This window comes from Halomonas sp. BMC6 (assembly GCF_964204995.1).
Taxonomy (GTDB): domain Bacteria; phylum Pseudomonadota; class Gammaproteobacteria; order Pseudomonadales; family Halomonadaceae; genus Vreelandella.
Window position 1 is genome coordinate 2,629,589 of the sequence record NZ_CAXNSH010000001.1, and the last position, 25,171, is coordinate 2,654,759.

Sequence of the window (25,171 nt, forward strand, 5' to 3'; positions counted from 1 at the left end):
CTAGAATTCCGGACCGATAGAGAAGTGCACGCGGAAAGCGTCGTCAATATCGAAGGGATGGGCAATATCGAAACGAATGGGGCCCACCGGGGATATCCAACGCACCCCCACGCCGGCACCGGTTTTTAGCCCATTGGGGCCCCAGTTATCGAAGGCATCACCGGTATCGATGAACGTCGCTCCCCACCAATCGCCGGTTACGCGGCGTTGATACTCCAGCGTGGATGTCAGCATTTGCTGGCCGCCACGTAAAAGGCCTTCTTGATTGCGGGGGGACAAGCTTTCGTAGGAGTAGCCTCGCACGCTGCGATCGCCCCCCGCAAAAAAACGTAGCGAAGGTGGTAATTGATCGAAGTCATCGGTTTCGATCGCGCCAATGCTCAGTCGCGCTGAGAAGCGATTATCGTTACCAACCGTACGAATCCACTCGGTGTCTCCCGTGAGTCGCGTAAACCGAGCATCGGATCCCCACGCCCGGTCGGAGTACTCGATCGAGAGCTGCTGCCGATCTCCCCATAAAGGGAAGCGCTGAGGTCGCGTGCGGGTTCTCGACCACTGAATACCGGGGTAGAACAACCACACTTCGTCAGACTGCCCACCCTGGGTAAAGTCTTCGTAAGTCGTTCTGAAATAGAGTGTTTGCACCCAGCGATTGTCGAATTCCCAGCGCCGCGCGATTTCCACCGTGCCCTCTAGCGACTGTGTGTCGCTATCGTCGATGTTGCGGACACCGTATTGCAGACGGTAGTTGTCCCGAAGCGGGTCTTCGAGCGGAATGTTATATACGCCGGTAAAGCGCTGCTCGGGGGCCGAGAGATAAAGGTCATGATCTAGACTGTGACCAAAGCGATTAATCCACGGTTGCTGCCACCCAAAGCGAAGGCGCGGGCCGACATCGGTGGCAAAACCTACGCCCACTTCAAACTGGTGCCGATCGGCGGGCTCGACGTTAATATCGATGGGAAGCCGAGTGTCGTCTCGGCTATGAATACTGAGCGCACTGGCCAACGCCGCACTGCTCAACCGCGGACGCTCCGGCTGTGAGGCCGTCGCTTCATTCCACCAAGGATCGCCACTACGGGGAGGCGCAATGGTCAGCTCTTGCGCCGTCTCCAAGCGTGGCCGCACCGAGACAGAACTGAACCAGCCGGTTTCTGCCAGCCGCTGGTTATAGCGAGCCAGCGACTCGGCTAGATAGGGGTCACCCGCTTCGAAGGTTTGCATTTCGCGCAGCCGCTCGGGTTCGATATGGCTGCCGGTGATGAGGGTGTCACCGAATCGATAGCGCGGTCCGCTATCGAAGGTCATGTACAGGCGGGCGCTTTCAAGATACGGGCGCACTTCCATCCGGCGGTCGGAAAACCCCCAGTCAAAATAGCCGCGTTCAATAGCAAGACCGGCAAATTGCGAGCGCAGGCTGTCCCAAGGAGCGTGACGTAAAGGGTCGCCTTCTTTTAGCGGAAAGTCGTCTAACGCGTCTTGAAACGGGGGATCGTTACTGGCATCTCCATTGAGAGCGATGTCGAGGACTTCGATCGTCACTTGAGGGCCCGGCTCAATCTGCACGTTGATCGGCGATGTGTTCAACTCCACCGTCACATCAGGCTCATAGTAGCCATACACACGCATGGCTTCTTGAGTGCGCTGACGAACTTCGCCCTCTAAACGCGACTCGGTATATTGATCCGCGTCGATGTTTTCCAAGTAGGCATCGATATTCGCTGCAACTTGCTCGCTGACGCCGCTAATGGCCGCTTCGAGCGCCCAGGCGTAGGTACTGGCTGCTGATACAAGTGGTAATGCCAATACACAGGCCACTTGTTTGGCCGTCGGCCATCGCCGTTGTCTTCCCATACCGTGATATCCCTAACCCCATGACCGGCTTAGTGGCTACGACACTTGACCGCATAAATGGATGCTTAATTTCTCAGCATCTCCATCTGCGCGCTAAAGGCAAGCTGCGCTTGACGAACCTGTCTGATGTCGCTTTCCAGTGTGCTCAAACGTTGAGACCACTGCGTTTCCAGTGCAGAAAGTTCCGCCTGAGTGGCGGGCTCCTCGGCGGTCGCAACGGCCGACACGTCGGCAGATAGCTGTGTGAGCTGTTGCTCGACCTCTGCCTGCCAATTTTGAAACTGTGCTTCCAGCGATTCTCGGTCACTGGATACTTGGCGCTCCATGGTGGAAAGACGCTGCCCCAAAACGTTCTCCAGGTGCGTGACCTCTTCGACCAGATTTTGCCGCCCTGACGTACCTGCCTGCTCCAACGCATCCAAGGATGTGCGGATCGACGCTAGCTGGCGGTCGCGCAGCTCGGCTTGCTCTTGCACTTGCGCCAACTGTTGAGCGAGTGGCTCCAGCGCTTCATCGGAGATGAGCTCCTCGTTGTCGGTCAACAGCCCATAGAGCTCTTCACGGGTATTGGTGAGTGCAACGGAGAGCTGTTCCTGCTCTTGAAACAGCGTTGTCATCTGAGCTTGTACAAAGGTTATCGCATCCTGCGTGTCAGTGTCACCCGAGTCCAGCCTGGCATGTAGGTTGGAGACTTCGCCGCTGACACGATGCACTTCGCCAAGCAAACGCTCTCTTTCATACCATAAGCCAGCCGTCGCAGCCCCCAGGAGAAGGAGGATCAACACTAAAACGAACCAAATGGGCCAAAGCGTTGGGCCACGGCGATGGCGTAGATGATGCGCCGTTAGGCTCTGATCCACGTCGGGAACGATGCGCTGGGATGAAGTCGCGTCAGACATGATGTTTCCTTAAAGCGTCGTTGGATCGGCGCGTCGCCCAATCCCTCGGTAATGCAAGCCACAGCTCGCCACGAAAGCAGGGTCGTAAATGTTTCGGCCATCCAAGACCAGTCGTGCGTTGATCAGGGTGGCCAGACGGTGCCAGTCGGGGTTCCAGTAGGCTTTCCATTCGGTTACCAACATCAACGCATCCGCATCTTGGCATGCCAAGTAAGGGTCTTCTTCGAAGGTCAGCAGGTCCTTTCGCTGCCCAACCGCCGCATGCAGCGCCGGAATGGCAGCAGGATCGTGGAGCTTGACCGTCACGCCCTGGGCCCATAACGCTTCAAGCAGCGTCAAGACTGGCGCATGATCGATACGAGCAGTCCCCGGCTTGAACGCAGCCCCCCATACCGCCACGGTTTTACCGGCTAAATCGCCCTCGAAAAATGCCCAGAGTTTCCTGAATAGCGTCTCTTTTTTCTGCTCATTGATGTCCATGACTTGCTCGAGCAGCGCAGAGTAGCGCCCGCTAGCCGACTGCACGTCGGCTAACCGCATTAGATCCCTTGAAAAATTGGGACCGCCAAAACCACAACCGGGATAGAGATATTCAAAACCGATTCGCGTATCGGCCCCCATTCCTTGGCGGACATGCTCGACATCCACGCCCAGCGTATCGGCCAACCCGGCAATCTCATTCATGTAACTAATGCGAGTCGCCAACATACCATTGATCGCCAGCTTGGTCAGTTCGGCCGCTCGGCTAGGCATGCATTGAAATACTTCGCTTCGCCGATTGAAGGCGCGGAGCAGCTCTCGGGTCATCTGTTCGCCTTTGGCATCGTCGCAGCCCAACAACCAGCGGACAGGCCGTGTAAACGATAGCCACGCCCGCCCTTCTTCCAATGTGTCTGGCAGCGCCACGCGGCTGTGCTGATGCCCCATGAGAGAGTGCAAACGCTCCGTCTCTCCGACTGGGAATGTCGAGTTATTGACCAATACCGCACCACTGTAAGCATCGAACATAGGGTGCTGTAGCAGGGAACTGGCCGCTTGCCGCTGGCTTGGGGAGAGCCCTAGCCACACGATATCGGGTGTTTCGCACGCCTCGGGGCTATCGATCACCCGTAAGTTGCCAGTGGCCATGGCCTGCTCGATGTGCGCCATGAGTGAGGGTTCGCGTCGCAGCCAGTCCGCATTGACCAGCGTGGGCCATGGAACGCTATCGTGGAGCAGCCAGTCCACTCGATGCCCCACCCATGCCAACGCCGCCGCTGCCGTCGCGGCGCTAAGTTCACTTCCATGCAGCAGCACACGCATCAGTGGCTCTCCCTATCCGATAAGCGCCGATAAAATAAAGTGTTAGGCGTCATGAAGCGTTCCTTTCCATGCGTTTGGCGTCAGGAGTGGTTAGAATAACCATAATACTCAACGTTAGAGTGGATGCCACCTTGCCACGCACACCGCTGTCGGGCGCACGGACCACTCATCACCCACTGCTAATGGGGGCTACACCATGCCAGAGACACTTCAGGATAGCACTTCTGAGCGCTACCAAGACAACGTCGATGCGGCAGAAGTTGCGAAATTTGAAGCACTTGCCAGCCGCTGGTGGGATCCGAACAGTGAGTTCAAGCCGCTGCACGACATCAACCCGCTGCGCCTTGACTTCATCGACGCACGGGCGGGGCTGGCCGGGAAAAAGGTCCTGGACGTTGGCTGCGGTGGTGGCATTCTGAGTGAATCGATGGCCCATCGCGGCGCCCATGTGACAGGCATCGACTTGGGGGAAGCACCGCTTGGGGTTGCTCGCTTGCACGCCGACGAGAGCGGTGTCGAGATCGATTACCGCCATATCAGCGTCGAAGGCTTAGCAGCCGAGCAGCCGGGCCATTACGATGTAGTGACTTGCATGGAGATGCTGGAACACGTACCCGACCCTGCCTCGGTCATTCGTGCCTGCAGCGCCTTGGTGCGCCCTGGCGGCTATGTATTTTTTTCTACGCTGAACCGTACGCCGAAATCCTATGCATTTGCCATATTGGGCGCAGAGTACGTGCTCAAGCTTCTCCCTCGCGGCACCCACGACTACGCAAAATTCATTCGCCCTTCAGAAATGGCTCACTGGGCTCGCTCATCGGCGCTTGAGGTACGTGAGCAGACCGGCTTAACGTACAACCCCGTGACACGCCATTATCGTCTAGTGGCTCATGATGTATCCGTCAATTACATGATGTACTGCCGTAGAGAGAGCGAGTGATGCGGATGCCCTCTCCCCAAGCGATTCTATTTGATCTAGATGGCACGCTGGTCGACACCGCACCTGACCTGGCGGCAGCCACGAACGCGCTACGAGCGCACCACGGGTTGGCCCCGCTGCCCTTTCAAAAGATACGCGGGCAAGTCTCGAATGGCGGCAGCGCCCTCGTTACACTGGCATTAGGGTTGGAATCGGGTAGCGACGCGCACGATAAAGCCCGGCAGTTTTTGCTGGATGCTTATGAGCAGGCCGTGGCCGTCCATAGCCAACTGTTCGCACCGCTGGATGAGTGGTTGCTCGCATGGCAGGGGGAAGCGCGATTGTGGGGCATCGTCACCAATAAACCACGGCGCTATACGGAACCGCTGATCGAAGCGTTGGCGCTGACCCCGGGCGCCCTACTGTGTGCTGACGATTTGAGTGTCAAGAAGCCAGCCCCTGAACCGCTTTGGGAAGCGGCAAAACGCCTCGGCGTTTCGCCCGAAGCGTGTTGGTACATCGGCGATCATGTAAGAGACATGGAGGCAGCCAAAGCCGCAGGAATGACGGCCGTGGCGGTGGGCTATGGCTATATCAGCGAAGAAGACGACTATCAGCAGTGGCCAGCCGACCTATGGTTTGCGACCTGCGCTGAGCTGGTGGCCGCTTTGCACGACCACCGAACGGCTTAAAAGAGATAAAAGAGATAAAAGAGAGAAACGATCAAGCGCGAGGCGGCTGGGCATCAAACTTCTGGCCGCTGACGCCTTTGCTATCGGGCCCCATGAGCCATAGGTATGTCGGCATGATCTCTTCGGGTGTTCGCAGCGTGAAGGGGTCTTCCCCAGGGTAAGCGGTACGGCGCATTTGTGTCCGCGTTGCCCCTGGGTTCAGCGTATTGACCCGCACGTTGGGCTGATTGTCCAATTCGTCGGCCAGCACTTCCACAAAGCCTTCCGTTGCAAACTTCGACACCGAATAGGCTCCCCAGTAAGCGCGCCCTTTACGCCCTACGCTGGATGACGTGAATACCACCGAAGCATCGTCGGAGGCTTGCAGGAGCGGCAGCAGTGCCTGGGTCATCCAGATGGGGCCATTGATATTGACCTGCATCACCTGCTCCCACAGCTCCGGATTGTACTGATCGAAAGGCGTGATTCGGCCTAATAGTCCTGCGTTATGCAACAAGCCGTCCAAACGACCGAACTCTTTGTCCAGCGTTTCTGCCATGTCGTGAAAATCTTTGAGCGTCGCCCCTTCGAAATTGAGCGGAAAAATGGCGGGCTGTGGGCCGCCCGCTGCCTCAATCTCATCGTAAACGCGTTCAAGCTTGGCAATCGTGCGCCCTAATAGCACTACGGTAGCCCCATGGCGGGCATAGGTTAATGCCGCCGCGCGACCAATCCCATCTCCCGCACCGGTTACCAACACGACGCGGTTTTCCAACAGATTGGGCGTTGGTTGATAGTCGATTTTACAGCTCATGAGGTTTCCTTGAGGCGTTTCTAGTCAATCTATTTAACCTGCCGACTGGCGCAAAAAGTCATTCGCCAACCCTGCGGCACTGCTCTGCGGATAGTCGTCGCGTACCTGCTCTAGAAGCTCACGGCTACGCTCAGCTTCTCCTTTGCGCGCTTTCACCAAGCCCAGCTTGTAGAGCGCATCGGGAACTTTCGAACTACCGCTGTACTCTTCGATGACGCGAGTAAAGGCTTGATCTGCGGCGTCCAGCTCACCTTCGGCGGCGTAAAGTTCGCCTAGCCAATAGTGGCCGTTTGCCGTCAGGCTGCTATCAGGATGGTCGGCCACGAAAGCTTCGAACGCGGCAATCGCATCACCAAATTGCCGGGCCTGCACATGGGCAAAGGCCGCTTGGTAATCTGCCTGAGCATCCTCACTGACGTTACGCGTGGAGGGGGCTTTAACGACCTGCTCTGCCGCTTCAGGCTCTACCGCCGGAGTTGCCTGCTCGATTTGGCTAGGCGCGCTGCTCATCAAGCGATCTTCGATGTCTAGATACTGCTGCTGTGTTTGGTTGCGCAGCTGCTCCAACTGATGACGCAGCTCTTCGATTTGACCACGCAACTGCTGAATTTCCTGCTGATGCTCTTGCACTTGGTTGAACAGCACCAAGTTGCCACCTGACGACTCTTGCCGCTGAGTCTGCTGGTAAAAGCCGCTGGATGAACTGGAAGAGAGATCTTGTACCAGGGGTTGCTGCGCCAAGGCGGCACTGGACAAAAGTGATAAGGGCAATACGGACAGCGGGAGCACTAAGGCTCCCGCACCGCACAGCCTCTCAAAATAGCGTTTGAGACTGTGATTCATGATAGCTCCGAATGATGCGAATGGCGTGCTTGCGCACGCCAATGCTATCAGTAGTTAAAGACGACGCGACGGTTTTGCGAGTAGGCATTTTCGTTTTGGCCACTCGCTGCCGGACGCTCTTCACCGTAGCTAACCACGCTCATTTGTGACGGAGAAACGCCCTGAATGTTCAGAAAACGCTGTACGGCTCCGGCACGACGCTCACCCAGCGCCATGTTGTATTCGCGGGTGCCGCGCTCATCGGTATGGCCGTGCAAAACCACACGGGCATTCGGGTTGGCACGCAGGTAGCGCGCATGAGCCATGACGACCGACTCATAGTCGCTCTTGATGGTGTCACGATCATAATCGAAGTAGATCGTACGCACTTCGGGAATACGTGAGTCAGCCTGCTGGCCAGCGCCCGAACCGGACGTTGAACCATACTGGCCACTAGTGCCCACACCCGACGTGTTAGCACCCATACTGCTGCCATCCTGGCTTCCGTACGAGTCACCGTCTTGGGTTCCGCCGGTGCTGGAACAGCCAGCGATAACTACGATAGATAACGCGACTGCCAATGAGCGAGCCAACGGCTTAAGTTGCATAATCAGACTCCTTGCCTGAAAACAGAAATTAGTGCTGTTCATCTATTAATTTAAGAAAGGTGACCACGCGGGGTCACGTACATCACCTTGTGCTGCGGGCAACCTAAATGACGAGCGGCCATCGGCTGAAACGGCACTTAGTACTCCGCTATTACCCTGTTGGGTAGCGAAGATTACCATGGTCCCGTTCGGTGCAACACTAGGAGATTCATCTCTGGTGGATTCGCTCAACACGACTAAGCGTCCGCCATCAAGATCCTGCTTCGCCACTTGGAAACCGCGGCTCGAACGGTGAATCAAAAAGATCTCTTCACCGTCTGGCGAGAAACGTGCACGGGCGTTGTAGTTGCCTGTAAAGGTCAGTCGGTTGGCCTCTCCACCGCCTAACGAAGTTTGATAAATCTGCGGGCCGCCGCTGCGATCCGACGTAAAAATCAAGCTGCGACCATCCGGAGACCACGCGGGTTCGGTATCGATACTGTTGCTGTTAGTAATACGGTCCAGCGAACGGTTGGCTACGTCCAGCACGTAAATTTCCGGCTGACCGTCCTTGGAGAGTGACATGGCGATGCGGCGGCCATCGGGTGACCACGTCGGGGCACCATTGATGCCATCGAACGACGTAGCTTGAACGCGCTGTCCCGTATTGACGTCTTGGATGTAAATGGACGCTTTGCCCGTCTCGAAAGAGACGTAGGCCAATTTACGGCCATCCGGCGACCAGGCGGGCGACATGATCGGCTGATCGGACGTCAGTACCTGTTGGCTGCGACGTCCATCGGCATCGGCTACGTACAGGCCAAACTGCATGTTGTCACCCAACCCCTGTGCCGTTACGTACGCGATGCGCGTCGAGAAGGCACCGCGAATATCGGTGATGGCTTCGAAGATTTGATCACTGATGTAGTGTGCCGCGCCTCGCAGATCGTTGCTGCTGGCCGTTACCGTTTCACTGATCATGGGACGCTGACCGCTGATGTCGACCAAATCGAACTGCAGCTCATATCCGCTGCCCGTCTGCTGGGCACGCCCTACCACTAGATAGCGCACATCCAACGAACGCCAGGTGCCGAACTCGACATCCGCCGCTTGGCTTGGACGGTCGAACATGGCGCTGCGCTCTAACGGCGCGAAAAATCCGCTGCGTTCGAGGTCATCCTCCACGATTTGCGCAACGTCCTCAGGCAGGCCCTCGTTACCTGCGAACGGAACGACACCGATGGGCAGCGCCTGATCGCTGCCACGGGTAATTTCAATGGTTAGATTAGCGCTTGCTACGCTGCTGATCAGTAGCAGTACGCAAAAAAGCCACACTTTGCTTAACGTTTGCATCAGCGAACATCCCCCGGGGTAAATCGCAGATTAAATTGACGTAAAGTACGCTGCTGTTCCGCTGGCAAGTCACGTAACTCGCTGAACGGAGCCGCATGTTCAACCGCTTGCATGGCTGAACGATCAAAAGCACTGTCGCCGCTTGAAGAGGCCACGGACGTCGCTAATAGCTCACCCGATGGTCCAAGCCGTACCTGTATCGTAGCACTCATCGAGTCACTCGCTGCTGGCGGGATCAGCCAGGCCTGCTCAACGGCACGGCGCACGATATTGATGAAGCTATTGGCTGCTTGCTGTGCCTGTTGAGCATTGGCGGCCGCTTCTGCTTCTCCCGCGAGCTGGCGTTGCATGGCGGCTTCCGCCGCTTCTGCTGCGCGACGCTCTTCGGCTTCCCTTTGACGCTGGGCTTCCGCTTCACGAGCGCGCTGCTCCTCTGCTTCTCGTTGGCGACGAGCCTCCTCTTCGCGCTGACGCTCCGCCTCGGCCTCCCGCGCACGTTGCGCTTCGGCTTCTTCACGTGCTCGCTGCTCTTCGGCTTCGCGCTGACGTCTAGCCTCCTCTTCGCGAGCACGCTGCTCTTCCGCTTCGCGCTGACGTTGAGCTTCTTCCTCGCGTTGGCGCTGCTCCTCAGCTTCACGCTGGCGCTGGGCTTCCGCTTCTGCTCGGGCACGCTCTGCTTCGGCTTCACGCTGGCGCTGAGCCTCAGCCTCTTCGCGAGCGCGCTGCTCCTCGGCTTCACGGGCTTGGGCTTCGGCTGCCTGCTGTTCGGCTAACCGCTCCGCTTCTTCAGCGCGGCGCTGAGCCTCAGCTTCCGCCTCTGCTTGCGCCTGCTCGAGTGCACGGGCTTGTTCAGCCGCTTCGGCCTCCGCTTCGCGTTGCGCCGCTGCGGCGGCTGCTTGCTCCTCTGCGGAAGGCTCGTCGCTGGGCGGTTCTGGGTCGGGCGTTTCTGGCTCAGGGGCATTGTTCATGGCCGCCTGCTGCTCGGTGACTTGCTGGGCCTGATCAGTGAACGTTTCCGTGCTCACAAACGTGGCCTGCACGATCGAGGAGGAGTCAGGCTCGGCCGTCATGCTGGGTAGCTTGACCAAGCTAAACACAATGACCAGCAGGTGCACGGCAACGGCCAACACCGTTGGCCACGTATAACCAACATCTTGAGGGTCACGCGGTGGTTTCACAGCCATGTGCGACTCGCCCTTAACCATCTTGCGGCGGCTCGGAGAGCAGCCCCACATTGGCGACACCCGAGCGCTGTAGCGTGCTCATGAGCAGGACGATCTGCCCATAGGGGACGTTGCGGTCTCCCCGCACCATGACCGGTGTTCCCGGTCGGCGTTGTAGGATGGCCATGACCCGTTCCGACATCTCTTCGAGCGTCACGGAGGTCGAGTCCTCACCCAAAGTAATGAAGTAGCCGCCTTCGCGGTCTACCGAAATAATGATGGGGTCATTGTCTTCCGGTGTTTCGATAGGCTCAGAGGTGACTTGAGGCAGGTCGACCTGTACCCCTTGCGTCAGCATGGGGGCGGTGATCATGAAGATGACCAGCAGAACCAGCATGACATCGATGAAGGGAACGACGTTGATCTCCCCCATCGGCTTGCTCTTGCCGCTACGATTGAACGGACCTTGCATGGCAGACTCCCTTAACCGGCGCTAGGTTTGCCGTCACGCCCTTGCAGATTACGATGCAAAATCGCGTGAAACTCTTCAGCAAAGTCTTCGTATTTGCCCAACAGGCGGGATGCGTTATTGGATAAGCGGTTATAAAAAATAACGGCGGGAATCGCAGCGAAGAGCCCCATGGCGGTGGCAATCAGTGCCTCGGCAATCCAGGGGGCTACCGTGGCCAGCGTCGCCTGCTGCGTCATAGAAAGTGACTGGAACGATCCCATGATGCCCCAAACCGTGCCAAATAAGCCGATGTAGGGGCTGGCTGAGGCGACCGTTGCCAAAAATACGAGATGCTGGGTCAAACGATCCTCTTCGCGCGACCATGCCACGCGCATGCTGCGTTGAACGCCTTCCAGCACCGTATCTGCGCTGCGGGTCTTGGGCATGAGCCGATTGAATTCACGAAAACCTGCCTGAAAAATATGCTCTGCGCCGTGCCGTGGATCGTCCGCCGGAATTTCGCGATATAGCTCGTTCAGATCGACGCCCGACCAAAACGACTCTTCGAACTGGTTGTACTCTTGCTTGGCTCGGCGAAGCGCAATGCTGCGCTGAAAGATCACCACCCATGAGAGGATCGACCCCACCACTAGCAGCAACATGACCAGCTGGACGACCGTGCTGGCACTCATTATTAAGTGGGGAATGGACATGGTGTTATCGTTCACAGTTGCCCTCTTCAATCAATTGATGTCGTTATCGACGAAGGTGTGGTGTTAAGCGATGATGGCCACGCTTTCGGACGCAGAGTGGCTGCGTTTAGGCAGGCTATCTCGACTGTTGCGGAACACAAGAGTTCCTCGTCACGGCGCACTTGCTGCTCGAACGTCATGCGACAGCGCCCTTGTTGCGTAATTTTTGCCGTCACCGTGAGCGCCTCATCCAGCCGAGCGGGTTTGGCGTAGTGACAGGCCATGCGGTATACCACTAGCTGTGTACCTTCGTCTAGCAGCGTTTGCTGATCAAGCCCTAAATCACGTAACCATTCGCTGCGCGCCCGTTCCATAAACTTCAGGTAGTTAACGTAGTAGACAATTCCTCCCGCGTCAGTATCTTCCATATAAACCCGGACGGGGAGGCGAAACTCGTCGTTCATGGCCGACGCTCTCCTTCGACATCGATCGATTGTTCGTGGGGCGTCCGGTCGAAGTGTAGCCAAGCTTGACGGGTGACCACGCGCCCCCTAGGGGTACGCATCATTAGGCCTTGCTGAATCAAGTAAGGTTCGATGACGTCTTCGATGGTATCGCGCTCTTCGCCAATGGCAGCGGAGAGAGAGTCGACCCCTACCGGCCCGCCATCGAATTTATCGATCATGGCCAGCAGTAAGCGGCGGTCCATGTGATCCAGTCCGTGATGATCGACATTCAGCATGTTGAGCGCGGCATCGGCCAACGAGACATCGACCACGCCGTTCCCTTTGATCTCGGCGTAGTCACGCACCCTGCGCAGCAGACGATTGGCAATACGAGGCGTTCCACGAGAGCGCCGGGCGACTTCGATGGCTCCTTCACGGCTGGTTTCCACGCCAAGCAAGCGGGCGGAACGCGCGACGATTTCCGTCAGCTCTTCGAGGTTGTAAAATTCGAGGCGCTGCACGATGCCAAAGCGATCACGCAGCGGCGACGTAAGCAACCCCGCCCTTGTCGTGGCCCCTACCAGAGTAAAACGAGGAAGATCCAGCTTGATGGAGCGTGCCGCTGGCCCCTCACCGATCATGATATCGAGCTGAAAATCCTCCATCGCTGGATACAGCACTTCTTCCACCACTGGAGAGAGGCGGTGGATTTCATCGATGAACAGCACATCGCCGGGTTCAAGGTTCGTGAGCATCGCAGCAAGGTCACCCGCGCGCTCCAGCACCGGGCCGGATGTCGATTTCAACCCGACGCCCATTTCGGTGGCGATGATATTCGCCAGCGTCGTTTTACCTAAACCTGGCGGGCCGAACACTAGCGTGTGGTCCAGGCTCTCTTCGCGGAGCCGCGCCGCGCCAATGAAAATCTCTAGCTGCTCGCGAACCCGCGGTTGCCCAATATAGTCTTTGAGGTGTTTGGGACGAATCGCATGGTCGATGCGTACTTCGCCCTGTTCTGGCTCAGCGGCAATTAATCGGTCGTGTTCTAACATAGTGGCTCTTTTAAAGTGCTTGCCAATGCAGACTCATGATGTCCCCACAGATCAACCGGACATTCGCTTGGTCAATGCGGCTTTGATGAGCGCTTCGGTGCTCTGATTCGGATCAACATCAGCGAGCATTTTGGCCGCTTCGGTCAGCTTATACCCCAGGCTGACGAGGGCGGCCTCTGCGTCTGCCAACTGGTCTCTGGGCGGGGCGTGCCCACTCGTGGCTTCCATCGCCAACGGCGCGTCGCCGCCCTGCTCCCATTCGGGGAAACGATCACGCATTTCGATAATCAAGCGTTCCGCCGTTTTTTTGCCCACCCCCGGAAGCTTGGTCAGCGCTTTGCTGTCATCGTCTCGCACACAGCGCATGAAGGCGTCTTCATCCATGCCGGACAGAATCGCCAAGGCGAGCTTCGGACCAACACCGTTGACTTTGATCAACGCGCGAAACAGCGCCCGCTCATGGTCTCGCCCAAAGCCATAGAGCAGGTGTGCATCGTCCCGGATGGTGAGATGGGTATAAAGCGTTACTTGCTCGCCAGGGGCAGGTAGCGCCACGAACGTGTTCATCGACGCTTCGAGTTCGTAGCCCACTCCGTGAACGTCCACCACCATCCACGGCGGCTGTTTTTCCAGCAATAGGCCCGTTAACCGTCCAATCATGTGATGCCTCCCAGCCAATCAAAACAGCCGCCACTATAAAGCCACTCTGTACAGATGACCAGTAAGGCCTAGAGCCGCCAGCGTCCCGTGGAACGCCGTTTGCTGCGTGATGGGGTTGCCGCGACAAGCGCGCTCCCTGCGAAGGCGTGTGTGAGCGCAATGGCCAATGCATCAGCGGCATCCGCCTGGGGCGTTGCCGACAGGCCAAGCAGCGTCGTGACCATGTGCTGTACCTGGCTTTTATCGGCACCTCCCTGCCCGGTCACCGCTTGTTTGATCTGTCGTGCCGCGTATTCGGCAATACTCAGCCCATGGTTCGCCAGACAGACCAACGCCGCCCCGCGCGCTTGACCGAGTTTTAGCGCAGAATCTGCATTCTTCGCCATGAACACGCGCTCGACGGCAACGGCATCCGGCCGGTGCAGTCCGACCACCTCGCTAATGCCTGCGTAAATTTGTGCAAGACGCTGCTCCAACGCACCCTCCGCCGTGCGAATACAGCCACTGGCCACGTAGCGTGGCTTTATTCCCACCAAGTCAATCACCCCATACCCTGTGATACGTGATCCCGGGTCGATCCCCAAAATCCTGATCGTAGTGGGCGGCTGTCTCTCATCCATAGACGCTTCTCTTGGTAATGCCTCAAACAAAAACACCGACGCTAGGCGTCGGTGTTTGACTCGTCAAAGCGTCACAGCGGTCTTATTCGCCCGCCGTATCTGCCTTGGCTTTTTGACGTAAACGGATGTTCAGCTCTTTTAGCTGATCGGCACTGACCTCACCCGGTGCATCGGTCATCAAGCAAGCCGCACTTTGCGTTTTCGGGAATGCAATGACTTCACGAATGGTTTTTGCACCCGCCATGAGCATGACCAAGCGGTCCAAACCAAAGGCAAGGCCACCGTGGGGCGGCGCGCCGTACTGCAGCGCATCCAGCAAGAAGCCGAACTTCTCTTGCGCTTCTTCTTGGCCGATGCCCAAAATTTCGAACACGGTGCTTTGCATGGTTTGATCGTGAATACGAATAGAACCGCCGCCAAGCTCCGTGCCGTTGAGCACCATGTCGTAAGCGCGGGAGAGTGCTTTGGCCGGGTCGGCCTTCAACTCTTCCGGCGAACAAGACGGTGCCGTGAACGGGTGGTGGAGCGGGCTTAGGCGCCCATTGTCATCGGCTTCGAACATGGGGAAGTCAACGACCCACAATGGCGCCCAGGCTTGGGTGTAGAGGTCGAGATCGGCCCCCAGCTTGACGCGTAATGCGCCAATGGCTTCGTTGACGATACGCGCTTTGTCGGCACCAAAGAAGATGATGTCGCCATCCTCGGCACCCACACGGTCCAACAGCTCTTCGACAACGTTCTCCATGAACTTGACGATCGGCGACTGTAGACCATCCAACCCTTTGGCACGCTCGTTGACTTTGATCCAAGCCAGGCCTTTCGCGCCGTAGATGCCTACGAACTTGGTGTATTCGTCGATCTCTTTACGGGAGAGCTTGGCACCGCCCGGCACTTTGAGCGCCGCCACACGACCGTCGTCTGCGCTGGCAGGACCGGAGAAGACCTTGAAATCCACCTGCTGCATGAGGTCATCGACATCCGTCAGCTCCAGCGGAATACGCAGGTCGGGCTTGTCGGAGCCGAAGCGATCCATGGCTTCTTGCCAGGTCATGCGGGGGAACTCAGGAAGTTCGACGCTCAACACTTCTTGGAACAACTGACGAATCATGGCTTCGGTAATGCCCATGATGTCATTCTCTTCCACGAAAGAGGCTTCGATATCGATCTGTGTGAACTCAGGCTGACGGTCAGCGCGCAGGTCCTCGTCACGGAAGCACTTGGCGATTTGGTAGTAGCGGTCAAAACCCGCCACCATCAACAGCTGCTTGAACAGCTGGGGAGACTGCGGCAGTGCAAAGAAACTGCCCGCATGGGTGCGGCTAGGTACCAAGTAGTCCCGTGCGCCTTCGGGTGTGGCGCGAGTCAGTACCGGCGTTTCGATGTCCAGGAAACCCTGGTTTTCCAGGTAGGCACGAACGCTGTGCGAAATGCGTGAGCGCAGACGCAGTTTCTCGATCATGTCGGGCCGACGCAAATCGATATAGCGATGCTTCAAACGCACTTCTTCACCGACTTTGCCATGCTCATCCAGTTGGAAAGGCGGCGTTGCGGCGGTATTGAGCACCTCGACTTCTTTTGCCAGCACTTCGATCATGCCGGTAGGCATGTTGGGGTTTTGCGTGCCTTCGGGGCGCAGCCGAACACGGCCAGTAATACGCAGAACATACTCGCTGCGTGCACGGTCGGCATTAGCAAACGCCTCGGCGGTATCGGGGTCTACGACGAACTGGGCGATACCATCACGGTCGCGCATGTCGAGAAAGATAACCCCACCGTGGTCACGGCGGCGGTGAACCCAGCCGCAAACGGTGACCGTTTGATCCACCAATGTTTCGTTAAGCTGGCCGCAATAATGGCTGCGCATGTCACATCCTGTTCTGTTTCGTGGCAATTAAGTTGTCTTGGGCCATGGCCCTGACAGCCGCGGCTACGCCGCGGCGCCTTTGTTCGTTGACGTACTGCTGGTATCGCTTTTCGCACTACCGGCAGCTTGTCCATCGGCAGCAAGGTTCTTTTTGCTGCCTGTTTTGAAATCAGTTTCGTACCAACCGCCACCCGCTAAGCGGAACCCGGCTGCAGAGACCAAGCGCTCCAGATCATCTTGCTGACATGCAGGGCAGCTTTTTAACGGATCTGCGCTAATTTTCTGAAGTTTTTCCATGCGATGGCCGCAGGCCTTGCACTCGTACTCATAGATGGGCATGTTGATGGCTCCTGAAAAAGCTCAACTCCAACAGGTTTCGTCTTGTCAGTATCGTGGTTAACCCAACGTTACCAGGCTGACAATATGTGGCCTGTCAGGATAAATTCCAAGACTGCGGTCGATAGAGCGCTCATTATACCCTTTTGTGCCCCCTGCCGAGCAAGGCCAAGCGGCTTTCGGCAGTTAATGGAGAGAATAATATGTCCCAAGCGGTCATACTGGATGCCCAAAGCCTTGGCCCCGATATCGATTTGACGGCGATTCGCAATGCCGTCACGCACTTAGAGATCCATCAACAAAGCACCACGGCGCAGGCCTGTGAACGTTTGGCCAAGGCCGATATCGCCATCGTCAATAAGGTAAAGCTCGACGCCGAAACGCTCGCCCAGCTACCCTCGTTGCGACTCATCTGTGTGCTGGCTACTGGGCTGAACAACATCGATTTAGAGGCCGCCAAAGCGCATGGCATCGTCGTCAAGAACGTCTCGGCTTACGGCACGGCCAGCGTCTCGCAACATACGCTCATGCTCATGCTGTCACTGGCCAACCGCCTACCCCGCTACCAAGCGGACATTGCCGATGAAAAATGGCAGAACAGCGACTTTTTCTGCTTGCAGGATCATCCCACGCTGCAGCTGTCCGGCAAGCAACTGGTGATGGTGGGCCAAGGGGAGCTGGGGTCTGAAGTGGCGCGTCTAGCCGAAGCCTTTGGCATGCAGGTCACGTTTGCCGCCCGCCCAGGCAACGAGCAGAACGATCAGCGCCCATCCTTGGACGAACTGCTACCTACCGCCGACGTCATCAGCCTTCACTGTCCGCTGAACGAAGCAACGAAACACCTTCTCGACAAAGCGCGTCTCGCAAAGGCCAAATCGTCGCTCTTGATCGTCAACTGTGCCCGTGGCGGGATCATCGACGAAGTGGCGGCGTTGGAAGCTCTGCGCAACGGAGACATTGGCGGGCTCGCAGTCGATGTACTGCCTGCCGAGCCACCAAGCGATGGACACCCGCTACTGGATGCCCTGGCGAACGCAGAACCCCTCAATCTCATCGTGACGCCGCACAACGCATGGATAACCCCCGAAGCACGTCAAAATATCGTCGCTTTAACCGCTGACAACATTCGTGCATGGCAAACGGAAAACCATTGATTCGATGTCTAGGCACACCCGGCGTGTGCCTAGTACGTCGAAAAATGGTCAGGGGCGTGATGGTCAGCCAGCGTTTCAAGCGTAACGTGCGTAGCCTGCGCCCCTTCAGGACCTTGCCATAGCCATTGAGCAAGCTCAGATACCATCGCTGACTGTCCGCACATGAGCACTTCGACTCTGCCATCGGGCAAGTTCTTAGCGTATCCGGTAATCTCCCTCAACAGCGCTTGCTCCTGCGTGGCGCGCCGATACCACACACCCTGCACTTTCCCAGTGACGAAAGCGCGTACGCAGCATTGTGACATGGCTGACTCCTCTATCTTCAAAGCAGCTCTCGCTTGACCAGCACAGCGCTATTGCGTGGCACCAACGGGCGACCTCGTCGTAGTAATAACGAGCGCGTGAACGCTGCACCAAACAGCAGGATGAGAGAACTGTAGTAAACCCAGAGCAGAATCATGACCACGGACCCCGCAGCCCCATACGTCGAAGCCGTTGCGGTATAGGCCAGATAGATCGCGATCACGCTCCGCCCAATCGTAAACAGCACCGCCGTGACTACGGCGCCAATCAAGACATCCTGCCAGCGTAGCACGACATCCGGCAGTACTTTGAAGATCGTGGCAAATAGCAGAGCCACCATGGCTAAAGAGATCAGCGACTCGGCCGTTGTCGTCAGCAGACTCGCAAAAGGGAGTAGATCGTTGGCGGCATGCAGCATCCCTCTCAACATGACACCAAGCACTAATGACACGAGCAGAATAAAGCCAATCGAAAGAACCACGGTCAAAGAGAGCAGGCGATTTTTAACGAAAATGAGTGCGCTATTGCTGTTAGGTTTAGCGGTTACTCCCCAAATCGTATTGAGTGAAAACTGCATTTGAGCAAACACGGTCGTGGCCCCGACAAGCAATGCGATAAAGCCAAGCAGCGTAGGTAACACCCCCGACTCTTCGATACGCGACTGTGCGACCGCCTCTTCGATGGCAAGCGCCGCATCCGCTCCCAAGGTACCCTGCAGCTGCGCAACGATCTGCCCCTGGGCGGCCTCTTCTCCCAACACGACACCAATGACGGTGACCGCAATGATGACGGTCGGCGCCAATGAAAACAGCGTGTAGAAGGCCAGCGAACCGGCGTAGCTGAACGCATTGCGTTCGAGCCATAGTGACGTTGCATCTTGAACCACGTTCCACCAAAACGTGAGCGTTTTTTTCATCATGATGTTTCCCTTTCACGCAGTGCACAGCGTCCTTTTGCAACGCTTATATGATGACTCATGAATAAGCATACCCAATCAAAGCGTTGAGCGCAGGCACGATAGCATTGCAGGGATGTATGACGCCCACCATAATGGCGACGCTTCGCCCACTTGCTTCAGCTTTCAAGGACACTCAATGAACTCAGATGCCGCTCGAGCTATGACGTCGTACGACTTCGATTGCTTGGTGTTCATTGGTCGTTTTCAGCCACCCCACCTGGGACATTTGGCCATTATTCGTGAGGCTCTCAAACAAGCGCGACAAGTCATCGTCATGGTCGGCTCCTCCTGGCAAGCACGCTCATTGCGCAACCCCTGGCATTTCGATGAGCGTCAGGCGATGATTCGATCAGGGTTTGACGATGCAGACAATCAGCGGCTTGAAATTACGCCCCTGTTGGATGCGCTGTATAACGACGATGTCTGGGTGAGAGACGTACAGCGAAAAGTACGCGACTTAGCCGCCCCGACCAATGCACGGCTACCGCGTATTGGGCTGATTGGCGCAAGCCGTGGACAATCTAGCTACTATTTATCGCTTTTCCCCCAGTGGGAATCGGTCAGCGTGCCCTTGGTCGAGGGGATTTCAGCCAGCCAAATCCGAGAGCGATTGTTTCGCTCCCCTGGCGCTACCGATGACTACTTGAGCACCGGTGCCTACCACGACCTGCCCCCCGGCGTCGTAAAGAGCGTTGGCGATTTTTGTAAAGGCACTGCCTACCATCGGCTTTTAGAAGAGCAGCAGCTCTTAGATCAGTATCGACAAGCCTGGGCACAAGCCCCCTATCCGCCCATCTTTGTCACGGTGAACGCCGTGGTCGTCCAGTCGGGTCATGTACTACTGGTCAAGCGCACAGCAGCGCCCGGCAAGGGGTTGTTTGCTCTCCCAGGTGGGTTCATCAATCCCCATGAGCGCCTGCTAGACGCTTGCCTAAGAGAGCTGCGGGAACGACTGCGTCTGAAAGTTCCAGAGCCGGTATTGAAAGGCTCCCTGAAGGGCCAGCGCTTGTTCGATGAACCGCACCGAAGCTGGCGAGGCCGTACACTGGCCGAAGCGTTCTATTTTGCCCTGCGGCCCGATCAACAGTTGCCTCGCCTGAAACCCGTCAAGGGCGGCGACCATGCGCGCTGGGTTGCGCTGGCCGACCTAGAACCAGAAAGTTTGTTCGAAGATCACTTCTTCATTATTCAAAACTTTCTCGGACTACCGGCCGATTTCGGCTCTCTTTAGGGCTGCGCTCAGGCTTGCAAAAAGTCTCGCGGCAGTTTCATCATCTGCCTCCACAGCCTCTCTACCCCTGGTTTATGAACCAGCGAACAGCGATAGAGGCGAATTTCCAGTGGAATGTCCCAACTCTCATCGCCTGCCCGCACGAGTCTGCCCGTCTTTAGCTCCTCGCGAATGCAGAAGTCCGGAATCCACGCAACGCCCACGCCCTGCAGCACCATGCCTTTCAAACCTTCGGCCATCGCCGTTTCATAGACGGTTCTCAGCTTCATACGGAGCGGATCGTTTTTTAGCAGCATCCTTACACTGCGGCCTAGGAAGGCGCCTTGGGTGTAGGCGAGATAAGGTATCGAGCTATCACGCTGTAGAGAGAACTGTGGTTGGCCATGCTCGTCGGGTAGCGAGACCGGCAACATTTTGACTTTGCCGATAGAAAACGAAGGAAACACTTCTGCATCCAACTGCATGGTGGCGAAGGGATCGTAGTACGCCAGCATCAGATCGCAGTTACCCTCGCGGAGTACATGAATGGCCTCGCCGACGTTCATGGCGACCAAGCGCGTCGGCAACTCCCCCAGACCTTTTTGCAGTCTAGAGATCCACGGGGGATAGAAACTCAGCGCGAGCGAGTGCGCCGCGACGATATCCAGCGCTTCATTGGCAATCGACAAACCGCGCAAGTGGCTGAGTGACTCGTTCAGTTGCTCGACTAAGTTGCGGGCAGTCACTAAAAAAAGCTGCCCTTCTGAGGTCAACCCAATAGGGGTAGTGGATCGGTCGACCAGGGTGACGCCAACGGCCTGCTCCAAGGCCCGAATACGCCGACTGAAAGCGGGCTGGGTGACATGGCGCTGGCGAGCAGAGGCAGAAAAACTTCGTGTGTTAGCAAGAGCAACGAAGTCTTCAAGCCATTTTGTTTCTAGATTCACCCATGACTCCTATTGTTTGAACGCCTGGGGTTAGGTTATTTGGCTGGGAGAGACGTTTACTGTACGGGTGCCATTAAATAAGCAGCACGGGACACGACCTTTTTCCACATAGGGCGCTGGCTGACTTCATCGAGGGTCACTCGCCGACATTGCGCAAAATCGTTTTCCAGCATGGTGGCTACGTCGCGGGCAAAGTCTGCGCTGGGAATGAAGGCCGTGATTTCAAAGTTCAGTCGAAACGATCGGTTATCCAGGTTAACTGTGCCCACCGTGGCAGACGAGTTATCGATGAGCATGACTTTTTGGTGTAAAAAGCCAGGTTGATAACGGTATATTTTAACGCCTGCTTTGAGCATGTCCGGCAAAAAGGAGAACGCCGAGAGAAACACCAGCAAATGATCAGGCCGCTCAGGAATCATGACGCGTACATCGACACCGCGCATGGCGGCTAACCGCAGAGAGTCCTGCACTCCCTGATCAGGTACGAAATAAGGGCTGGTGACCCAAAAGCGCTGGTTGGCACTATGGATCAATTGCTGGACGAGCAAACCTGCGGTGTCCTGCTTATCGGCAGGTCCGGAGGGAACAATGACCACCTGCTGATTTTGCTGCGGATGGCTTTCAGCATGCCAGTTCAGCGTGATTACGTCCCCCGTAGCCCAGTGCCAATCCTCCCAAAAGGCTTCTTGCAGCCCTAAGACGCAGGGGCCTTGAACGTATAGATGGGTATCTCGCCAAGGACCATGCTTGGCACTTTTGCCAAGGTACTCATTACCGACGTTAAGGCCGCCAACCCACCCCTGCTTACCGTCCACCACCGCAATTTTGCGATGATTCCGGAAATTGAGCTGGAAGCGGTGTTTGAGTCCGCGTGACGAGCGGAACGGGGTTACTTCGACACCACGCTCACTCAGCTCGTTCAAATAGCCGTCATTGAGTTTGCGACTACCAATTTCGTCATAAAGAAAGTAGACGCGCACGCCACGCTCGACGGCCGCGATCAAATATCGATGAAGCTGCCTACCTAGCTCGTCGTCACGTACGATGAAAAACTGAATGAGCAGATAATCCTGCGCTTGCTCGATACCGGCGAACAAACTGTCGAAAGTCGCCTGGCCATCGACCAGCAGCTCGGAGCTATTGCCTTTCGTCAGCGGCATCATGGCTAACTGCTCGACGGCTTGAATATCGGTGTTCTCCGAATAGGCCACGTGAGGTTTCACGTTATGGCGATAGCGGACGAGCACCCGACGCAGCACTGAGTCTCTAGCGCCTCTAGCGGTGACGTAGCCATAAAAACGCGGCCGACCGAAGAGCCAGTACGCAGGCACTGCTGCATAAGGAAAGGTCAGCAGGGAAATGATCCAGGCTACCGCTCCTTGCGACGTTCGACTCGACATCAATGCCATCACGGCCGAGATCAATCCCAGCACGTGAATCAACATAATCCCTGTCCCTAACAACCAAGAGGTCATTCGCTATTCCTCGCCCACCCTTCGGAGTGACTTCTTATGTCTCATACACAGGAGCCCCGCTAGAACGGGGCTCCTGTCGTCATACCACGCCTATTTCACCAGCGTATCACGCTTTTTCGGCAATGATTTCTTTCCACTTGGCCGGGCCGGTTTGGTGAACCGACGTGCCTTGGCTATCGACTGCAACGGTGACGGGCATGTCTTCCACTTCGAATTCGTAGATGGCTTCCATCCCGAGATCCTCGAACCCTACGACTCGCGACTTCTTGATGGCCTGAGCAACCAGGTAAGCCGAGCCACCTACCGCCATGAGATACACGGCTTGATTATCACGAATCGCTTCGATGGCGGCTTGGCCACGCTCAGCTTTACCGACCATACCCAATAGTCCCGTCTCTTCCAACATCGTACGGGTGAACTTGTCCATGCGGGTCGCTGTCGTGGGCCCCGCCGGACCTACCACTTCGTTGCCAACCGGATCGACCGGACCCACGTAATAAATGAATCGCCCTTTCATGTCGACCGGCAACGGCTCCCCTTTGGCGATCATATCCACCATGCGTTTGTGGGCAGCATCGCGTCCGGTCAGCAGTTTGCCGTTTAGCAACAGGGTATCGCCTGGCTGCCAGGTTTTCACCTCTTCCGGCGTGACGGTATCCAAGTGGACACGCTTGACGTTATCACCCGTTTCCCGGGTGATTTCTGGCCAATCTTCCAGCTTCGGCGCTGGCAGGGCCACAGGGCCCGACCCATCCAGCGTAAAATGCGCGTGGCGGGTAGCAGCACAGTTAGGAATGATCGCAACGGGTTTGTTCGCTGCATGCGTCGGATAATCTTTGACTTTGATATCCAGCACGGTGGTCAAGCCGCCCAGCCCCTGTGCGCCAATGCCGCTTTTGTTGACCTTGTCGAACAGCTCGAGACGCAGCTCTTCGGCACGGTTACTGGCACCACGGGCTTGCAGTTCCTGAATATCGATGGGATCGAGCAGTGCTTCTTTGGCAATCTCCATTGCCTTTTCAGCGGTACCGCCAATACCAATCCCCAGCATGCCCGGTGGGCACCAGCCCGCGCCCATTTTGGGGAGCTGTTCCATCACCCAATCGACCACGCTATCGGAGGGGTTGAGCATGGCGAACTTCGATTTTGCTTCGCTACCGCCTCCCTTCGCTGCCACATGGATATCGACTTTATCGCCCGGCACGATTTTATGGTGGATGATGGCGGGTGTGTTGTCTTTGGTGTTCTGACGTTTGCCGTCAGGATCGGCCAGAACCGAGGCCCGCAATACGTTATCCGGCAACTGATACGCACGACGCACGCCTTCGTTGACCATGTCGTCGAGGCTCATTTCGGCGTCCCACGTGACGTTCATACCCACATGCACGAAGACCGTCACGATGCCGGTGTCTTGGCAAATCGGGCGGTGCCCCGTAGCGCACATGCGCGAATTGATCAAAATCTGCGCAATGGCGTCTTTGGCTGCCGGGTTCTCTTCCCGCTCGTAGGCCGCAGCCATGGCGTCAATGAAATCTTTGGGATGGTAGTAAGAGATGTACTGCAGAGCATCGGCAACGCTTTGAATCACGTCGTCCTGGCGAATCACGGTCATGGATTAACAGCTCCTCGGTTAACGTCTAGGCTGCAGCCTTAACGGCCGTCTAAGTGTGCGGGAAGTATACCGTATCGAGGCCCAAGGCGGCAGCCAATCCAGTGGCCTACCCGCTTGGTTCGTTTAACTCTTTGGTTGGAACATCGCGTAAAACAGACAAGATAACGGTATAAACTTTATAACGAAGGAGATTGCTGACACCGAGGGCACCAATAGAGTCGGCGGGACCCTACCGTCATGCGCTCGATCACACTGCCACAGCGATGGCACGATAATCCAGCGCGCTCGAACACGCTGAACCGCCATTGGCGGCGAGGCTCACCAGAGGCAATGGCTTGTTCGATCCACGCGTCCTGATTGGTGACGCCTGCTGTCCGGTAAGCCTTACGGGTAATATCGATGATATGGGAGGACAACACCGATAGCTGCTCACTCGTGAGGTCACTCGGACGCTGCTTGGGATGCAACTGGGAAAAGAACAGAATTTCAGAACGCAAATAGTTACCTAGGCCGGCAACCAGCCCTTGGTCGAGCAGCAGTGCCCCTAGACTCCTGCGCCTAAACGCCGGTAATAAAAGACGTTGCTGTACGTCGGCAGCACTGACCTGCTGGCTCAGCAAGTCAGGTCCTAAACGGGATAAAAACGGATGATGCGCCAGCCTCTCCTCTTCCCACAGCGACACATCAGACGCGCTGTACAGACTGGCGGCACGCCCATCTGCTACCAAACGAACCCGTAAGGAGCGCGACGTGTTAGGAGGCTTGTCGGCGGCGTGCAGCTTCCACACGCCGTAAAGCTGGTTATGGGAATAAAGCACCCGATGATCCGCAAAACGAATCAGCATGGCCTTGCCCCACGTATCCACCGCCGAGACGTTGACACCGATCAGCGAGCTGGCTTGGCTAGCAAGCTCGGGAAAGGCAAACCAGACATCCTCGAGAATTTTTCCACCAATCTGCTTTTCAATGCGATCCGCCGCTCGGCGGATCTCAGGACCTTCAGGCAT

General features: G+C 56.8%; 26 protein-coding genes. 4 read left to right on the forward strand and 22 right to left on the reverse strand.

Features of this window, described 5'->3' with window-relative positions; genetic code table 11:
- From AB6K10_RS12605 to AB6K10_RS12615, 3 genes are all read right to left on the reverse strand, one after another.
- Positions 1-1,854 (reverse strand): autotransporter assembly complex family protein, encoded by a 1,854-nt coding sequence (locus tag AB6K10_RS12605; RefSeq protein ID WP_253016363.1) that lies wholly within the window; start codon positions 1,852-1,854, stop codon positions 1-3.
- Between the two features lie 65 nt (positions 1,855-1,919).
- Complete coding sequence (locus AB6K10_RS12610) at positions 1,920-2,753, reverse strand: hypothetical protein (RefSeq protein WP_339118875.1); 834 nt, start codon at positions 2,751-2,753, stop codon at positions 1,920-1,922.
- Positions 2,754-2,762: 9 nt separating this feature from the next.
- A complete protein-coding gene (locus AB6K10_RS12615; protein ID WP_339118876.1) occupies positions 2,763-4,055 on the reverse strand; it encodes a nucleotide sugar dehydrogenase in 1,293 nt (430 codons plus the stop codon).
- Positions 4,056-4,251: 196 nt separating this feature from the next.
- On the opposite strand from AB6K10_RS12615, the gene ubiG reads away from it, so the two are divergent.
- Positions 4,252-4,995 carry a bifunctional 2-polyprenyl-6-hydroxyphenol methylase/3-demethylubiquinol 3-O-methyltransferase UbiG gene (ubiG, locus tag AB6K10_RS12620; protein ID WP_285263309.1) on the forward strand — a complete coding sequence of 248 codons (744 nt, stop codon included), beginning with the start codon at positions 4,252-4,254 and terminating at the stop codon, positions 4,993-4,995.
- Positions 4,995-5,666, forward strand: a complete 672-nt coding sequence (locus AB6K10_RS12625; RefSeq protein ID WP_159342208.1) for an HAD-IA family hydrolase — start codon at positions 4,995-4,997, stop codon at positions 5,664-5,666. The genes ubiG and AB6K10_RS12625 overlap by 1 nt, the downstream gene beginning before the upstream one ends.
- A 31-nt stretch (positions 5,667-5,697) precedes the next feature.
- Here the strand turns inward: AB6K10_RS12625 and AB6K10_RS12630 are convergent, their stop codons facing one another.
- From AB6K10_RS12630 to AB6K10_RS12690, 13 genes are all read right to left on the reverse strand, one after another.
- A complete protein-coding gene (locus AB6K10_RS12630) occupies positions 5,698-6,459 on the reverse strand; it encodes a YciK family oxidoreductase (protein WP_159342209.1) in 762 nt (253 codons plus the stop codon).
- Between the two features lie 33 nt (positions 6,460-6,492).
- Positions 6,493-7,302: a tol-pal system protein YbgF gene (gene ybgF, locus AB6K10_RS12635; protein ID WP_159342210.1), complete on the reverse strand. Its 810-nt coding sequence runs from the start codon at positions 7,300-7,302 to the stop codon at positions 6,493-6,495.
- A gap of 47 nt (positions 7,303-7,349) precedes the next feature.
- Complete coding sequence (gene pal, locus AB6K10_RS12640; protein ID WP_159342211.1) at positions 7,350-7,889, reverse strand: peptidoglycan-associated lipoprotein Pal; 540 nt, start codon at positions 7,887-7,889, stop codon at positions 7,350-7,352.
- Positions 7,890-7,934: 45 nt separating this feature from the next.
- Positions 7,935-9,221 (reverse strand): Tol-Pal system beta propeller repeat protein TolB, encoded by a 1,287-nt coding sequence (tolB, locus tag AB6K10_RS12645; protein ID WP_339118877.1) that lies wholly within the window; start codon positions 9,219-9,221, stop codon positions 7,935-7,937.
- On the reverse strand, positions 9,221-10,405 hold the full coding sequence (tolA, locus tag AB6K10_RS12650) for a cell envelope integrity protein TolA (protein WP_339118878.1): 1,185 nt from the start codon (positions 10,403-10,405) through the stop codon (positions 9,221-9,223). Before tolA ends, tolB begins: the two co-directional genes overlap by 1 nt.
- A 13-nt stretch (positions 10,406-10,418) precedes the next feature.
- Positions 10,419-10,856 carry a protein TolR gene (gene tolR / locus AB6K10_RS12655; protein WP_159342213.1) on the reverse strand — a complete coding sequence of 146 codons (438 nt, stop codon included), beginning with the start codon at positions 10,854-10,856 and terminating at the stop codon, positions 10,419-10,421.
- Between the two features lie 11 nt (positions 10,857-10,867).
- Positions 10,868-11,563: a protein TolQ gene (gene tolQ, locus AB6K10_RS12660; protein ID WP_159342214.1), complete on the reverse strand. Its 696-nt coding sequence runs from the start codon at positions 11,561-11,563 to the stop codon at positions 10,868-10,870.
- An 11-nt stretch (positions 11,564-11,574) separates the two neighbouring features.
- Positions 11,575-11,991, reverse strand: coding sequence for a tol-pal system-associated acyl-CoA thioesterase (ybgC, locus tag AB6K10_RS12665; protein WP_159342215.1), 417 nt, complete (start codon positions 11,989-11,991; stop codon positions 11,575-11,577).
- A complete protein-coding gene (gene ruvB, locus AB6K10_RS12670) occupies positions 11,988-13,025 on the reverse strand; it encodes a Holliday junction branch migration DNA helicase RuvB (RefSeq protein ID WP_159342216.1) in 1,038 nt (345 codons plus the stop codon). Before ruvB ends, ybgC begins: the two co-directional genes overlap by 4 nt.
- Positions 13,026-13,076: 51 nt before the next feature.
- A complete protein-coding gene (gene ruvA / locus AB6K10_RS12675) occupies positions 13,077-13,685 on the reverse strand; it encodes a Holliday junction branch migration protein RuvA (protein ID WP_159342217.1) in 609 nt (202 codons plus the stop codon).
- A gap of 68 nt (positions 13,686-13,753) precedes the next feature.
- Positions 13,754-14,305: a crossover junction endodeoxyribonuclease RuvC gene (ruvC, locus tag AB6K10_RS12680; RefSeq protein WP_305947511.1), complete on the reverse strand. Its 552-nt coding sequence runs from the start codon at positions 14,303-14,305 to the stop codon at positions 13,754-13,756.
- 82 nt (positions 14,306-14,387) lie between these two features.
- Positions 14,388-16,169 carry an aspartate--tRNA ligase gene (gene aspS, locus AB6K10_RS12685; RefSeq protein WP_253016352.1) on the reverse strand — a complete coding sequence of 594 codons (1,782 nt, stop codon included), beginning with the start codon at positions 16,167-16,169 and terminating at the stop codon, positions 14,388-14,390.
- Between the two features lie 63 nt (positions 16,170-16,232).
- Positions 16,233-16,508, reverse strand: coding sequence for an FmdB family zinc ribbon protein (locus tag AB6K10_RS12690; protein ID WP_159342220.1), 276 nt, complete (start codon positions 16,506-16,508; stop codon positions 16,233-16,235).
- 200 nt (positions 16,509-16,708) lie between these two features.
- Here AB6K10_RS12690 and AB6K10_RS12695 point away from each other — a divergent pair, with 200 nt between their 5' ends.
- The gene (locus AB6K10_RS12695; RefSeq protein ID WP_339118879.1) at positions 16,709-17,659 is read left to right on the forward strand and encodes a D-2-hydroxyacid dehydrogenase; all 951 of its coding nucleotides are present in this window, start codon (positions 16,709-16,711) and stop codon (positions 17,657-17,659) included.
- A gap of 29 nt (positions 17,660-17,688) precedes the next feature.
- On the opposite strand, the gene AB6K10_RS12700 is transcribed toward AB6K10_RS12695, so the two are convergent.
- The gene (locus AB6K10_RS12700; RefSeq protein WP_339118880.1) at positions 17,689-17,964 is read right to left on the reverse strand and encodes an acylphosphatase; all 276 of its coding nucleotides are present in this window, start codon (positions 17,962-17,964) and stop codon (positions 17,689-17,691) included.
- A gap of 17 nt (positions 17,965-17,981) precedes the next feature.
- Positions 17,982-18,881, reverse strand: coding sequence for a YihY/virulence factor BrkB family protein (locus AB6K10_RS12705; protein ID WP_159342222.1), 900 nt, complete (start codon positions 18,879-18,881; stop codon positions 17,982-17,984).
- Positions 18,882-19,056: 175 nt separating this feature from the next.
- Between AB6K10_RS12705 and AB6K10_RS12710 the strand changes: the two genes are divergently transcribed.
- Positions 19,057-20,151 (forward strand): bifunctional nicotinamide-nucleotide adenylyltransferase/Nudix hydroxylase, encoded by a 1,095-nt coding sequence (locus AB6K10_RS12710; RefSeq protein WP_159342223.1) that lies wholly within the window; start codon positions 19,057-19,059, stop codon positions 20,149-20,151.
- A gap of 8 nt (positions 20,152-20,159) precedes the next feature.
- Here AB6K10_RS12710 and AB6K10_RS12715 read toward each other — a convergent pair whose 3' ends face one another.
- The 4 genes from AB6K10_RS12715 to nei all read right to left on the reverse strand — a co-directional run bounded on the left by AB6K10_RS12715 (position 20,160) and on the right by nei (position 25,171).
- Positions 20,160-21,077, reverse strand: a complete 918-nt coding sequence (locus AB6K10_RS12715) for a LysR substrate-binding domain-containing protein (RefSeq protein WP_159342224.1) — start codon at positions 21,075-21,077, stop codon at positions 20,160-20,162.
- Between the two features lie 56 nt (positions 21,078-21,133).
- The gene (gene cls / locus AB6K10_RS12720; protein ID WP_253016344.1) at positions 21,134-22,552 is read right to left on the reverse strand and encodes a cardiolipin synthase; all 1,419 of its coding nucleotides are present in this window, start codon (positions 22,550-22,552) and stop codon (positions 21,134-21,136) included.
- Positions 22,553-22,658: 106 nt separating this feature from the next.
- On the reverse strand, positions 22,659-24,164 hold the full coding sequence (locus AB6K10_RS12725) for a fumarate hydratase (RefSeq protein WP_159342226.1): 1,506 nt from the start codon (positions 24,162-24,164) through the stop codon (positions 22,659-22,661).
- A 176-nt stretch (positions 24,165-24,340) separates the two neighbouring features.
- The gene (nei, locus tag AB6K10_RS12730) at positions 24,341-25,171 is read right to left on the reverse strand and encodes an endonuclease VIII (protein ID WP_339118881.1); all 831 of its coding nucleotides are present in this window, start codon (positions 25,169-25,171) and stop codon (positions 24,341-24,343) included.